This is a genomic window from Photobacterium swingsii (genome assembly GCF_024346715.1).
Classification (GTDB): Bacteria; Pseudomonadota; Gammaproteobacteria; order Enterobacterales; family Vibrionaceae; genus Photobacterium; species Photobacterium swingsii.
On the sequence record NZ_AP024852.1, the window covers coordinates 1671874 to 1685328 of the forward strand.

Genomic DNA, 13455 nt, shown 5'->3' on the forward strand with positions numbered 1-13455 from the left:
AGCCTGATGAGAGGGGAGTCCATGCCATTCGTTAGTTTTATGGAGAGTGTAAATGAACAAGCGGGCGATAGAATGTGTTTTTGGTTCATTTAGAAATGACTTCATCAATATCAAAAAATTGGAATGTGCTGATAAGTACAAAATTTCGCTTTACTTGTGTCTGATTGATGGCATTTCTAACTTTTCGTTGCCGAGTGAAAAGAAAAATAGAAATCGCTTTATTAGCACCCTGAAGAAGTTCAGTGATTGGACTGATGGAAGGTTAATTAGCATCCAACAACTCAATGCGTTCATTCACTCTGATGTAAAAGACATTGATGAGCTTAAGTGTTTAGCAACTGAAGAAATGTCTATTTTCGTCAAAAGTAGGTTATTTCCGACAGATGAAACGCTAGCGGTATCAGGTTTTACCGCTATCTCACAAGTAGATATAAAGTCTGAGGAGATCATCACTTTATGGAATAAATATGCTAGTGATAATGGTAAGTTACATAAAGCGTACATAGACCAATTTTCTCACTTTAGTTTGCTATACGAGCTTCGAAATAACTTGATTCATAGCTTCCAAAACTGTTCTGGTGCAAGTTACGGTATCTACAATGAACCCGGATATAAAGTTGTCAATATTGCCTCTAATTCAGAGGAGCAACTAGTTTCTGGTCATAGAGTCGAACTAGTATATCCATTAACTTTTATTGAAAAGGTTACCGAAAGAGTGTTGGTAAATACTCAAAGCTACTTTGAGTCTAATGATATTGATGTTTTGCAGTATATAGACGAAAGTGAAGTTTGGCGGATGCAATAAAACTAACAAACAATTTAAGAGTGATTCGGCACGCGTGGCATTTTTACTATGCGTTGGTTTTAGTGATTAAGGTAGTATGCGGTGGCATCGGTATTGCGTGCCTCACACCTTAATTGGGCGTTACCCGACAGAGTACCCCACGTTTTGTAGACACTTTACTAAGTTAGATCTAGGGTCTAATTGTGAGGTGAACTATGGGTAAACATCGAAATCCAGCGTACACAGAAGAGTTCCGCAAAGAAGCGGTTCGTCTCTCTGAACTTCCAGACAGAACTGCAGCGTCAGTAGCCAAAGAGTTGGGCGTAAGCGCCCAGCAGATCGCGAACTGGAAGCGTCAGTTTAATCGGCTGTCTGATAAACAGTTTAACACCCTTGAGGGTGTTGATTACTCTAAGAAAGAGTCTGAAGAACTTCGAGCAATTAAGCGTGAAAACAAGCGTTTAAAAGAAGAGATGGCGTTCTTAAAAAAGGTCTCGGCGTACTTCGCGAAGCAGCAAGAGTGAAGTACGAGTTCATTAGAAGTTATGTGGATGAGTATCCGATAGCCCTGATGTGTCGCGCTTTAGATGTCTCACGAGGTGGTTACTATCGGTGGTTTGAGCGCTCGCCTAGCGAGCGAGCAAAGCGTCGTGAACGCTTTGAGCAACTCATCATGCGGACGTATGCTGAGTATCGAGCTCGTTACGGCGCGGTAAGGATCGCGCGTGAATTAAATGAATTAGGTTCAGACTGTAGCGTTAACTATGTTGCTGATATTATGTCAAAAAAAGGCATTAAAGCACGTAACGGAAAGTCGTTTAAATACAGTAAGGATGTGGCAGCGATGACGAATGTTGCCGATAATTTATTACGTAGAGACTTTCAATCCGATACCGCTAATCGCAAGTGGGTCACCGATATTACTTATATCTGGGTGAAGAAGCAGTGGTTGTACTTAGCGACAGTGCTGGATCTTCATTCACGACGTATTGTCGGTTGGTCACTCGATACGACGATGACGGAAGTACTCATTACAAACGCCCTCAAAATGGCGTTCAAGTCGCGTCGTCCGACTAAAGGGCTTATCGTGCACTCAGATCGAGGCGTACAATATCGCGCTTATAAGTATCAAGACTTCATGCGCAAGCATGGAGGCGTGCCGAGCATGAGCCGCCAGGGTAACTGTTGGGACAATGCGGTCATGGAATCATTCTTCAGTCGACTTAAAGTTGAGCTGATCTACGCAGAAGATTATCAGTCACTCGATGAAGCAAGGGTGGGTATCTTTGAGTACATCGAAGTATTTTATAACCGCAAGAGAAGGCACTCAGCCTTGGGTTATGTAAGCCCAGTTGAGTACGAGCAAATGGCAAGTTAACAGGTGTCTACTTTTTGTGGGGTACACCAAAAAATCAATGAAATTTGAGTAAAAATGAAATTAATACATATAAATCCAAATGTTAAGTATAATGAATCTTTCCTTGAAGATACATACAGAATGGCAACTTACACCTCTTTAAATCTTGGAGGTAAAACTGAGTTATTTATATTAAAAATGCACCTTTGTATTGAAGAAATGTTTGAAAAAATAATTAAGAAATCATTTCCTTATCCAAATTCAATTTTAAAAAGTGAATTGTCATTTTCACAGAAGCATGGAATCATTAAAGCTATATTATATCGTGATGACATAGCACTAATGTTTAGAGATATTGATCTTCTAAATAAAATTAGAAATGAGCTGGCTCATAATTTAGAAAGTCAAAAATATGCTCAGAGGTTAGCTGAATTAGATACCAATTTAGAAATCAGCTCGGGATTTGAATTAACACCAGAGTCATTGAATCTTCTTCAGAAACGGTATCAATGTTTATATGGATCTCTTTTAGATATATATAGTCAAATCTAAACGCGCTTTAAGGATTTTTATAACAAATGCATCAACACGATTTGCTACACTCGGCATTGTCAGTTTGCCTTTAGTTTCAGTGATTAAGGCGTTAAAATTCAGCTAAGTCTGTATCGTAGCAAACGTGTTATGCAGGCTACATGGACTCCCCCGGTTGTCAACAACAGCGTCAGGTAATATAAGGTTTGGGACTGCCGCTCTACATTCGGTCTGTTTATTGGCATATTTGCTCTTGTTGTCAGTAGTTTAGAGCGGGTCACTGACTTATGAAGTATGACCTTGCCGTTTTGGTCTACGGCATGAAGACTAAAGTGGTTTTTAGCTAGGTCGATACCACAGAAATAAGAATAATCAGACATGGTGCCTCCGATGCAATTAAGTACCACATAAGTGTGGCAGATCCTCGGTAGGGGGAATCCATGTCATTCGTTAGGCAATATACACAGAAGGAAATTGTGGTGGCAAAAATAACCGAAGAACAAGTAGCATTCGCTTACATGACTAGTAAGGATGTGTTTTTGGGAATATTAAAAAAGGCAGATGGCATAGCAATCTTGTCGTGTACATATGGTTTAAATAAAACGAGCGCCGGAGATTTCATAAATTGTTTTAAATATATGTTAGAAGGTCGGCTATTTCAAAGGGCGATGAGCCACAGCGCAATGGATTATTTTCTATGTAATATCGCGAAGGATTTCCCATCATCGTATTTGAAAAATGCTTTAGACGCTTTGATAAAGCATATTGAATATTGGGAGGCTCACTACAAGACGAATGCGATATCGATGAGAAAAGTTGAATCGCATTATCGTAAAGTTTTTCAAGCGGAGGAAACTGCTGAACTAGTACAAAGCAAATTTGAAAATGATGTCTTTAAGTCTCTTAAATTGACTCGTTCAGAGCGATTAAAAAAGATCGAAGAGGCTCCTACTAAACCTCGTAGAATCGTCGTTACTACGTCAATTTATCAACGCAATCCTTATGTTGTTGCTGAGCGCTTGACTATTGCTGACGGTTCTTGTGAAAAATGTGGTCAAATAGCGCCTTTTATTCGTTTAAAAGACAGCACACCTTACCTTGAAGTTCATCATATAAAACGTTTATGTGATGGTGGCTTAGATATTTTAGAAAATACTACGGCGCTGTGCCCTAATTGTCATAGAGAAATGCACTTTGGGTAATTAAATGCCATACAGGCATTTAAGAGTGATTTGGCTTTACTATGCGCTGCGTTAGTGTTTACAGTGGTCTGCGGCAGCTCGGTATTGCGTTGTTCTCCATTTAACGACTACATGGACTCCCTCGGTTCTCAACAATAGTGTCAGGTAATATAAGGTCTTGGTTTGGCTTTCATAATGACGCCTCTAGTCGCCTTATTGGGTATTATGAAGGGTAAATAAAACATTGCGATAGTCTTTGTGTTTGAGTTGAGTACTTAGCTTTTAGCTTTTAGCTTTTAGCTTTTAGCTTTTAGCTGATGTTGGCATATATATCAACTCAGTCATCACACTTTCTACGTTGTAAGGAGCGTTTCCAAGCGTCATTGTCGTGTTGATAATAACCCTGAGTACCGTCTTCATTTAGTGGTCTTTGACTACCTGCTAAATAGTTTTCAAACGCTTCTTGCTCAAGAGTAGGAAGGTCTTCAATGGCGGGCCAGCGTCTTTTTTTGTCATTCATCGTCAATGTATCCTATTGGTATGGTGGGTAGCTATGGCTCTGTACTAATGGTGTTCAGCGCAAGCTGCGTTATTGAGTGCAATTACTCTCTTTTCGCCGCCAGAATATAGACACTGATTCAGTGCCTATGTCAGAGCACGGACTTGCGAAATGCCAATTCCGCTTTGAATATTTTAATTCTCCAGCGAGGCTGTTTTTTTTGTGTCTGAATAATAGCCTCAATATGATCGGTATCAAGAGCTTTTAGAGGCTTGAATTCGACAGGTTGATTACCGTCTTTACCTCGTGTTCCCCAAAAGAAACCTTGCCTAACTTCATAATGAGGCGCATCAGAGTAGATGGATAGTTCCTCAAATGGCTCGGTATTAACGTTGCGTCGTAGCTCGTCCGTCCCCCCGTCTACCATATAGGTCTCTCCATTCTTATCAACGTAAGTGACATAATCGTGACGATGTCGGCTAATCAAGATCGTCTCGTCAGGGGTTTTAATTCGGTTTAGCACTATGTGTTTCATGTGAGAGCCTCGCTTAATTTGCGGTCGTATTGGGTTAAATTATCAAGAGCTACCTTAGATTGGTGCTGTTAATCGCCTTCCCGAACACAGGTATCCTGGCACATACCCTTTGGCCTCGATTCTTCATCACCAAATGTAAGATAAAGATGGTTTGGTTTTGAAAAATTGCCGATGGTGCAGATGCCCCAAGACCAGCAGTCGCTATAGTCTTTATCTTGCTCTTACATCATCTCGAGTTCGGCTTCTAACAGTTCGTGAATCGCCTCAATATATCTTGGTGTTAATTTGATTTGGTGGTTGTGATATCTAGCCATTTGACTCCAACCTCAGAAATTAGCTCTATACTGTATTTATACACAGTATTGCTCCGATTTGAAAAATAGCAAATTGATGGAGGGCTAGTATGGATATACCCAATATTTTAAATCTTGAGCATGAACTAAGAGTACCTAATGGTTTCGATTTAACGCTGGTGATGCATGAGTACGGGCTTTATGTCAGTCAAAGTCAGCTCATTACACATTGGTATAGCTTTCGTCTGTTAGCTCTATCTGTCGCCTTTTATCGAGATGAAGATGCTAGAAGGGTTATGTATTCGCTCCCCAAGCAATCGGACTTGTTTAGCCTCCAATGTGCATTTCAATTGTGTGTACACCAAACCTGCAGTGATGGATTTAAACCGTCGAAGGTTCAGTTCTCGTATTCATTCGTTAATGACGATGATGCACGTGAAACGATTGATGACTTTTGGCTACAGCTGTTGAAGCAGGTGAAGTGCTTAGAAGGGTTGCGACGAGCTGAGGGGTGAAAGCGTCCACTGTTTTGTATGTTCGAGCTAAATGTGAAGTGAGGCAAAGATGAAAATTAAAGAAGCATTGATTGCATTTGGTATGACGAGCCTACTCGTTATGAGCATCAATATCGTTCTTAATTCAACCATTCTCGTTGTTGTATGGAATGGCTTGGTATCCAGTATTCATTCAGACTTGCCTGACTTGAGCTTCTTTAATGCTGTTGGAGTGATAGCTGTTACTTATATTGTGCGGGGTAAATTTTCGATTAAGGTGAGTCTTTCTAGTTAACTTGCAGCTGCTCCGTTGTTGGTTAGAATTCTAACTCGTAGGTATCGTGCATATATAGATTCGAAGCCCTTGTACCAAATTTATGAGGTGGAATACATAAAGTTATTACTATGGGTATGAAGTACTCTGGAACGTTAGTTGAATATTCATACCGCCCAGCATTTTCAAATGACAAGGCGGCAATAGAACTTTGAACTCAATATCAGTTCGCTTTGACCCCGTTGATAAACTGCTTCCCAAGTGATTGCTTGAACGTAGTTGTATAGTTACCTGACTCTTCTTCGTTCCATAGTCTGTCCAATACGTTTTGGTTGATTTCAAATAGTTGAACTAGCTTTGGCGTGATAGTGATATTGAAGTCAACTTTAAGGGACTTCTCAAATGCCTTTCCTGACTCTCGGTTAGTTAATCCTTTATAGTTTGCAGGCATTATTTCAAGTTGCCCATTTGTACTTGAGTTATTAACGAAGATATTGATGTTCTCGAATTTGATCCCATTACCTATTATGGATTTTAATGCTGCCTTAATTGTTTCCTCTGTAGGATTGTTTTCAATCAAATCGATGAGGCTGCTAAGATCTTGAGTTTTAACTCCGTTAATCTCACCACTTAAACCAAGTTTGTTCGATAGCTGGGTGATGTTTGAAGATTGAAGGTCTAGTGAGTTAACTTTCCAATCAAGCTTCAGGTTCGTATTGTCGTCAATCGTAATTGCTGAATCAAACTTTGCGTCTTTGAAGCTAACTCCACCAGAACGATCGTTGTAGCCTCCATCATTGGCTATGATTTCAGTATGATAAGTATTGTTGGTGGTATTTGTTTTAAGCTCGATGCCGTTTAGATAGACCTGTTCTCTTCGTTTAGAGATTCTAATGCCGTCAATTTTTGTGGATGTAGTGAAGGCATCTTTGTTGCCGTTAAGTAGAATCTCGACATCACCAAGTTTGAAGCTACTTGAACGGCCTGCGTTGATTTCTCCGAATGAGAAGTTGCTTTGTAAGTCTAAAGACTGATTGTTGGTATCGAATTTGTATTTTATGTTTTCATTTAAGCTCGCAACCTCTTTGATTAACGTTGAGGTTAGTCCTTTATCCTTCGGGAGGCTAAAGTTACCTTCAACGCTAAGCCCAAATGGCGCAACAGTTGCTGTGTGCTTGAGGTAGATTGGTTCAGGAAGTCTTTTTGAACCATTGTTTATGTAGATAGCGAAATCCTGCTTGACGTTGTTATTGTTGATTTCGACATCGATGAGTTGGACATCAATGAACTTGTTTTTTAGTCCAATTAGTGAGCTTTCAACTTCACTAGTCACAGTTTCTGCTGCATTCTTAATTAACATGTTATTGGCAACGAACGCACCACCACCGATAATGGCTGTACAGCCGATTGCGATTATAATTTTTTTCATCTTAGCCTCTGACAAATATATGAATCGGTTTGTTATGCTACTTTATATGAGTTTAGTTTCAACTCTGTCGGTGGGATTTTATAAGGTATTGAATAATAGTCAATTTTTATTTTTTGCGTGTTCTAATTGAACGGATTAATCAAACAAGATGGCTAAGTGATTTAGTTGACCGTAGAATTGATTCAAGCATTGTGTATGAAGCCTTAGTATTAAATGACAAGTCCCATAAAGAACAAATTTCCCTTATTTTGAGGTTAAGACCTGTATTGTTTCTTGGTAATAACTTTGAAGATCGTCAAGAGTTACTTAATTGCATTCTGACTTTTATAGTTGCCACTCTCAGGCTACACATACGGGGAAGTTAGATACAAAGATTAAAGTTTCTTATCGTGCTCGTTTCGAAGCTGCTTGCTATGATAATAATTCTTTAATCGTGAATCTCAGTAAAAACTTTCATTTATAACTACGGTCAATTGGGAGATCTAAGGTGCTTTTTCCCAACATCAAGTCATGTCGGCCTGTTTTAGCTCATCTTTGCCCCATTCCGTGTTAGGAGCAGTTAATAACAAATACGTGTTCAATACAAAGATCACGCCCAACAGTACTGTGACTAAACACAGCATTGATGTAGCCGTCCTACATTCAACAGGAGCTATGGCAACTGTCGGTAGATCATAATGTGCAACTTATCTGATAATGAGCTAGATCACTGATTTTTATCACTAACACGCATAGCATCGTTGCATTAAGAGTATGTTGGAAGGCGGTAACGTGGGTGAGATCTGCGGTGTTGTGCCGTTGATAAAGCGTTAAATTACAACAATAAACATCAGTGAGGTAAAAGGTGGCATTGTTAATATTATTCTCGTTAGTTTTACTTTGGGGACTTCTTGGGTGGCTAAGCGATGATTTTGTATTGTTTGGACTTGTCGCTCCGATTTTGGTTTTGATCGTATCAACACTGTATGGTTCGTACATGTGGTTTAAAACTGGATCCTGGGGAAGTTTTGATGTTTTAACTGTATTCTGCGCAATCAAAAAAGAGTGTTTTGATATTTATAGTTTTAGCTCATATGTCGGTTTTGCAAAACTTAACAATTGGTACTTGAGTACAAACGTAGCGTGGACAGCCGCTTTAGTCCCAATGTTTGGCAATATATTTTGTACAATTGTTCTTGATAATATTGAGCCTCTGCAACGACTAAAAAAATACCTTATGACTTGCAATAGCCCGACAGAACACCATTAGTTAATGGTACTAAAGATGGCTTTGAGCATGTAATTTAACAAACGTTTAAGACATCAAGATACTGTTTCTCATCAGAGGTGAGCGCGTTAGATCTGGCTCTCTAACGCGCTTCTGTCCAGAACCGATACAGTCAGCACTTTCAAACACGAAAGTGCCCCTAAGCGATTTACAAACAGCTTGATATCCCACTTCACTCAAGCGCTATTTGACCTAGTTTTCCTAATGGGTGTAGTGTCTTCCCATTACGATTGATTCATTGTAACAAAATTCGGAATTTAGCTATGAAAAAAAGCGCAAAGAAACCAAGAAAAATAAATAAAAGAAATCTTAATAAAAAGAAAAAACCAAGTCATGGTGGGATAAAAAACACGAAGAGTGATAACGATTTTGTAACCTATAATGTTCCTAATCCTTTACGAGATTTGTCCGATGAGCAAAGAGAAGAATTTCTATCTAAAATGATAGAGAATGCCAAAGAACAAACCTCAGTTCTAATTGATGATATTGTTGAAATATTTAAGAAAGTAGATCCTATATCGCTAATTGCAATACTCTCAATGCAAGCTTTAGTCACAGGTGTAACTAAAGAGGGAGATTTAGTTGAAAAAAAAGATGGAATACATCAATATCACATAGAAATATTACAGGCTATATTCCTTTGTATACCAAATGAAGAGCTTGGTTACTTCCCACCCACACCAAATGTAACTGATGAATTAACAGAAAAAATCACTTCATTAGGAAGTCACGCTAATATTAGTAGATTTCCAACATCAATAAATGATACGACTACTGAAGAAAAAGCTATTGAGAGTATTCAGGTATTATTGCGAACCTCAACACAATCAATTCGCAATTGGAGTTATCAGGATAAGATGAAAAATCTAACCAGCGAGCTTTATTCTAAGCTTGAGGTTGATATCAATAATAACTTTGAATTTAAACCAAATGATGTCATATCTCTATTTGAGGTGCTAATGAACTCTATTCAAGACAGAGTTGACTCATGGTTAGACGTTATACAAGAACTAAGAAAATCAAAAAATAAGAATGAGCTAATTCCTGATTATTGTAAGTTAATGGGTTTTGATAGTGATTATACTTCTTCGATGATGTCAGACAGCCAACTAGACATCCCATCTATGAAAAAAGAAGAAATACTGATGCTAGTATTCGCTCATCACCAATTAAAGTTAAGGGACTGTTATACTTTTAGTATTGAAGAATTATCAATATTGACCAGTATGAATACTGAAATAATTCATAAGATAGTCGATGAATTTAGTTTTAGCACTTCCTCTTTAACGGGAAATAATAAAGAATTTTTCTTTTTAGATAACCCAGTATGGAGTAAGCCAATAATCAGATATGATGATGTTTTAATTTGTTATATCCCGCAGTTATTTTTTGCTTATTCTCATGATTGTTTTATAAATCTCACAAAAGGAATAAATAAAGAAAAAGTAAAGCGTACTAAAGCTAAATACTTAGAGGATAAGATTGAAGAAATTATTCTTAGAAGATTTCCAGAGTCACAAACAAAGAGTGGGCTTGAATGGTCACAAGACGGTAGGGAGTATGAGACTGATTTGGTAACATTTATTGATGGTTTTATGCTTATTATAGAAGCCAAATCCCACAAGGTAAATAAGGCCGCACTTCGTGGCGCACCTAAAACAGTTAAGCGGCAGTTCGATGAGATGATAATCGAGCCAAATATACAGTCAAAGAGATTAAGAGATAAGATCCTATATCTCAAAGATAATCCAGATACTGAAGATACTCTAAGAGAGCAATTACCAGTATCATTAGACGACATTAATAATGTTATTAGAATGTCAATTACACTTGAAGATTTTGGGACGATGCAAACAAATATTGATAAGTTCCACAAAACGGATTGGATGCCTAACGACTATGAGCCATGCGTCTCTATGACAGTATCCGATTTTGAATGTATTACAGATATCTTAGAACACCCCATAGAAATAATAAACTATCTTACTAGACGATCTAACTTATCAAATAGAGTAAATATCTTGGGAGATGAGTTAGATTACTTAGGGCTTTATTGTAAAGATAGATTGTCATTTAGCAATGAGATGATGGATGAAAGTACAGAAGTAACAATTACCGGGATGTCATCTAAAATTGACCAGTACTTTCAGTTAAAAGAACAGGGTATTGATTGTGTAAAGCCAAGACCTGAGATGATCCCATTTTTTAAAGACATACTGGCACAGATAGAAAGACGTACATTTAAAGGTTGGACAGATTTAGGCAACTCATTATGTATGCTAAATTTAGATGAGCAAAAAACGTTGCTTCGAATGTATAAAGATCTTGAAAGGAATGTACCTAGAACATTTCATATAGAGACGCATAATAATATGATTATTTATACACCTAATGAGCTATCTGATACATCTATTTGTATTATCGTTTATAAAAATGATAACTCTTCAAAACGTCAAGATTACATTGAACATGCTGTAAATTCTGCGTTGGAAGCTATGCATGTTAATAACGTTATGGTAATAGCTAAAAATATTGATACTGCTAGTGTGTATAACGCTGTAGCTCATTATAAAAGGTAATGCACTCACCACTGATTTACAAAACGCCTTTTTGCCATGAAGGCGTTTATTACTCGCTATTTAACGGTATTAGTACGGATAATTTGCTCGTTTCTATAGCCAGCGCTCGAAAAAGGGCTAATAGATACGGTGATATTTGGGTCACGAACGAGGGATTTATCGAGTTCTTAGGTCTGCGTAACCATCACTGGGTCACGATTGATCATCAAGGCATGTCAATAAATAGGCACTTTGATTTGCAATACTTGTGCTAATTCAATATTTGCTTAATCGAAAACTCATTTTGTCCAAAAATGTGTCATTGATTTTCCAAATAGTCAAAGGCGTTTTTGATACGATCACTTCTTTGTGAACGTGCTATCAAGCTTACCTTCTTCTCTATTTGTTCAGCGATTAGTGCAAACTCTTCATCGCTTTCCTTCCAACTATCTTTATCCTCAACTTTTATTGTCTCTAGTATCTTCTCTTCGTTCAGTAGTATATGCCCAGAAGAGTTTTCAACATCGCTAGAATCATTTATGCAGTGTTCCACATAACGGATGACTAGGTCTTCACCAGTTGGATTTTGGTAGCTTATTGATACATAACCATTATTATCCTCAACTTTGCTATCAACTAAGAAGTGATGTTTCAATTCATCGTTTAATCTAAATAGAAAGCTATTTACAAGGTGCTTTTGGTTGGGATTTACGGAAAGGCAAATAGCTTTAATCCCCATGCTTTGCTCAAGGCCTTCTATCGTTATATCATCTCCAGACTTTGTTATTTCACCAATTAAATTAGTGATCGCATTTGCAATTGCTTGGTCTTCTAGTACATCTTGGTACCGAGTTTCCGTAGCTTTGTCAGGAACTAAGTCAGTGTATAGGGAAAATATTTCGAAATATGACTTTATCATTAAAGATAAAGGGCATTGTGTTGATATTACCCTTCGAAAGTTGAGGTTGAGTGCAAATTGGTCTAGCCAAGCAGACAATTGCCAAAGACTATTAATAGCTAGAATACTAGCCTCATGCTGGTCATCTATAGTGTCACTAAATTTCGTCTTGAACTCGGTCAATTCAGTGCAGATTTCAAGTAATTTTCTACTATGACGTTCAAGGTATTCTTCAATAAATATCAATTTTTCTTGATTTAACTTGATTTCTTTAATGTTAGTCAGTTCAGAATAATTGTAGAGCTTTGCATGAATCAGTGGTAAATCCTCTTTTTCGATGTACTCCCAGCTATCTGTTTCAATTTTTCGGCTATAGATAGTTATGAAAAAGTCTCGATGCGAGTAGTAACTATCTAGAAGTTGGGTATCAGCTTGGTATGAAAGCGTTTGAAGTTGGTTTGCAATGCTTTTCTGCTGTAATTCAGAGTTTCTTTCTTGTACTTCCAATGACTTTACGAATTGGGATGTTCGGTGGTTTGCTATAACCCATGTAGCAAGAGGAATTGACATCGATGCGATAGCTATTGGAAACCTCATGTGATTCCAGAAAATATCAAATGACTCTTTACCCTGACTAACGTCTAAGATTAAACCCTCGGTATGTCCAATGATACTACCGATAACAATCCCGACGAGGATAGGTAAGGTAAGTACTAACCAGAATAACTTTACCTTGAAGATTGTCCGATAGACTCTATCGCTCATAGATTACCACCCAACAGCATAGTTAATGCTTCATTAGAGCATATTTAAGATCAATTAGTTAGGGTTAGTATACTCTTCTTTTTCATCGATATTCTAGGCAGGGGGCAATATCTTCATTGTGTCAATTAAACTGGACGCTCAGTTGTGACTTTACCTTTAATTTAGTAATTAATGGTTCGCTAATTTAGAAGTTCTAAGGGGTAACCTCTTGGTTCTTGCTAGCAAAAGGCAAAAGACGCCCCCTTCGAGTTTTTCGTCGTGCAATCCCTTCATTAGCAGAAGAAATTACTCGTTATTAGTTTGTCATATGGCCTGATTTTTATATCATGTTCCCACCAGTCAACAAAGAAGAAGACAGACCAATGTCTGAAAGCGTACCAGTTGAGTTCTGCCGTAAATTAGCTGATGCGATAGAGGTGGCAGCTTTCCCAAGAACGACCAACCACTAAATGCGTAGAACGGCTCGAAATATGTGGGAGGCGATGGGCTACCTTCCATATTGCAGAGACGATGCTGGGCATAAGGTACATGCAGGTATGCATAGGCATTACTTGGATTATGATTATCTGGATGAGCAGAGATAAGCTCAT

General features: G+C 38.0%; 13 protein-coding genes and 2 pseudogenes. 10 read left to right on the forward strand and 5 right to left on the reverse strand.

Annotated features, from left to right (window positions below; all coding sequences use genetic code 11):
• Positions 1-52 precede the first annotated feature (52 nt).
• The 4 genes from OCU77_RS07840 (at position 53) to OCU77_RS07860 (ending at position 2693) form a co-directional block, all read left to right on the forward strand.
• A complete protein-coding gene (locus OCU77_RS07840; RefSeq protein WP_048901111.1) occupies positions 53-805 on the forward strand; it encodes a hypothetical protein in 753 nt (250 codons plus the stop codon).
• Between the two features lie 194 nt (positions 806-999).
• Positions 1000-1308 (forward strand): transposase, encoded by a 309-nt coding sequence (locus OCU77_RS07850; protein ID WP_048901110.1) that lies wholly within the window; start codon positions 1000-1002, stop codon positions 1306-1308.
• Positions 1305-2162, forward strand: coding sequence for an IS3 family transposase (locus OCU77_RS07855; protein WP_107303171.1), 858 nt, complete (start codon positions 1305-1307; stop codon positions 2160-2162). The genes OCU77_RS07850 and OCU77_RS07855 overlap by 4 nt, the downstream gene beginning before the upstream one ends.
• A 54-nt stretch (positions 2163-2216) precedes the next feature.
• Positions 2217-2693, forward strand: a complete 477-nt coding sequence (locus tag OCU77_RS07860; RefSeq protein ID WP_048901108.1) for a hypothetical protein — start codon at positions 2217-2219, stop codon at positions 2691-2693.
• Positions 2694-2889: 196 nt separating this feature from the next.
• On the opposite strand, the pseudogene OCU77_RS07865 reads toward OCU77_RS07860, so the two are convergent.
• Positions 2890-3052: pseudogene (locus OCU77_RS07865) on the reverse strand (IS110 family transposase); the annotation flags it as partial.
• Between the two features lie 99 nt (positions 3053-3151).
• Between OCU77_RS07865 and OCU77_RS07870 the strand changes: the two are divergent.
• Positions 3152-3874: an HNH endonuclease gene (locus tag OCU77_RS07870; RefSeq protein WP_239686100.1), complete on the forward strand. Its 723-nt coding sequence runs from the start codon at positions 3152-3154 to the stop codon at positions 3872-3874.
• A 316-nt stretch (positions 3875-4190) separates the two neighbouring features.
• Here OCU77_RS07870 and OCU77_RS07875 read toward each other — a convergent pair whose 3' ends face one another.
• Both OCU77_RS07875 and OCU77_RS07880 read right to left on the reverse strand, forming a co-directional pair.
• Positions 4191-4373 carry a hypothetical protein gene (locus tag OCU77_RS07875; protein WP_048901107.1) on the reverse strand — a complete coding sequence of 61 codons (183 nt, stop codon included), beginning with the start codon at positions 4371-4373 and terminating at the stop codon, positions 4191-4193.
• Positions 4374-4503: 130 nt separating this feature from the next.
• On the reverse strand, positions 4504-4887 hold the full coding sequence (locus tag OCU77_RS07880; protein WP_048901106.1) for a hypothetical protein: 384 nt from the start codon (positions 4885-4887) through the stop codon (positions 4504-4506).
• A 403-nt stretch (positions 4888-5290) separates the two neighbouring features.
• Between OCU77_RS07880 and OCU77_RS07885 the strand changes: the two genes are divergently transcribed.
• A complete protein-coding gene (locus tag OCU77_RS07885; protein WP_107303172.1) occupies positions 5291-5695 on the forward strand; it encodes a hypothetical protein in 405 nt (134 codons plus the stop codon).
• 49 nt (positions 5696-5744) lie between these two features.
• Positions 5745-5969 (forward strand): hypothetical protein, encoded by a 225-nt coding sequence (locus OCU77_RS07890; protein WP_107303173.1) that lies wholly within the window; start codon positions 5745-5747, stop codon positions 5967-5969.
• 202 nt (positions 5970-6171) lie between these two features.
• Here the strand turns inward: OCU77_RS07890 and OCU77_RS07895 are convergent, their stop codons facing one another.
• Positions 6172-7377, reverse strand: a complete 1206-nt coding sequence (locus OCU77_RS07895; RefSeq protein WP_048901038.1) for a hypothetical protein — start codon at positions 7375-7377, stop codon at positions 6172-6174.
• Between the two features lie 844 nt (positions 7378-8221).
• On the opposite strand from OCU77_RS07895, the gene OCU77_RS07900 reads away from it, so the two are divergent.
• Together OCU77_RS07900 and OCU77_RS07905 are read left to right on the forward strand one after the other, a co-directional pair.
• The gene (locus OCU77_RS07900) at positions 8222-8626 is read left to right on the forward strand and encodes a hypothetical protein (RefSeq protein ID WP_048901039.1); all 405 of its coding nucleotides are present in this window, start codon (positions 8222-8224) and stop codon (positions 8624-8626) included.
• A gap of 281 nt (positions 8627-8907) precedes the next feature.
• Positions 8908-11223 (forward strand): hypothetical protein, encoded by a 2316-nt coding sequence (locus tag OCU77_RS07905; protein ID WP_048901040.1) that lies wholly within the window; start codon positions 8908-8910, stop codon positions 11221-11223.
• A 298-nt stretch (positions 11224-11521) separates the two neighbouring features.
• On the opposite strand, the gene OCU77_RS07910 is transcribed toward OCU77_RS07905, so the two are convergent.
• On the reverse strand, positions 11522-12865 hold the full coding sequence (locus OCU77_RS07910; RefSeq protein WP_048901041.1) for a hypothetical protein: 1344 nt from the start codon (positions 12863-12865) through the stop codon (positions 11522-11524).
• 254 nt (positions 12866-13119) lie between these two features.
• Between OCU77_RS07910 and OCU77_RS07915 the strand changes: the two are divergent.
• Positions 13120-13449 (forward strand): annotated as a pseudogene (locus tag OCU77_RS07915) (tyrosine-type recombinase/integrase); the annotation flags it as partial.
• Between the last annotated feature and the right edge of the window lie 6 nt (positions 13450-13455).

Excerpts from the sequence above, each read along its gene's own strand:
- OCU77_RS07840 (WP_048901111.1), top strand. The coding sequence starts at position 53 with ATGAACAAGCGGGCGATAGAATGTGTTTTTGGTTCATTTAGAAATGAC.
- OCU77_RS07850 (WP_048901110.1), top strand. The coding sequence starts at position 1,000 with ATGGGTAAACATCGAAATCCAGCGTACACAGAAGAGTTCCGCAAAGAA.
- OCU77_RS07860 (WP_048901108.1), top strand. The coding sequence starts at position 2,217 with ATGAAATTAATACATATAAATCCAAATGTTAAGTATAATGAATCTTTC.
- OCU77_RS07875 (WP_048901107.1), bottom strand. The coding sequence starts at position 4,373 with ATGAATGACAAAAAAAGACGCTGGCCCGCCATTGAAGACCTTCCTACT.
- OCU77_RS07880 (WP_048901106.1), bottom strand. The coding sequence starts at position 4,887 with ATGAAACACATAGTGCTAAACCGAATTAAAACCCCTGACGAGACGATC.
- OCU77_RS07885 (WP_107303172.1), top strand. The coding sequence starts at position 5,291 with ATGGATATACCCAATATTTTAAATCTTGAGCATGAACTAAGAGTACCT.
- OCU77_RS07890 (WP_107303173.1), top strand. The coding sequence starts at position 5,745 with ATGAAAATTAAAGAAGCATTGATTGCATTTGGTATGACGAGCCTACTC.
- OCU77_RS07895 (WP_048901038.1), bottom strand. The coding sequence starts at position 7,377 with ATGAAAAAAATTATAATCGCAATCGGCTGTACAGCCATTATCGGTGGT.
- OCU77_RS07905 (WP_048901040.1), top strand. The coding sequence starts at position 8,908 with ATGAAAAAAAGCGCAAAGAAACCAAGAAAAATAAATAAAAGAAATCTT.
- OCU77_RS07910 (WP_048901041.1), bottom strand. The coding sequence starts at position 12,865 with ATGAGCGATAGAGTCTATCGGACAATCTTCAAGGTAAAGTTATTCTGG.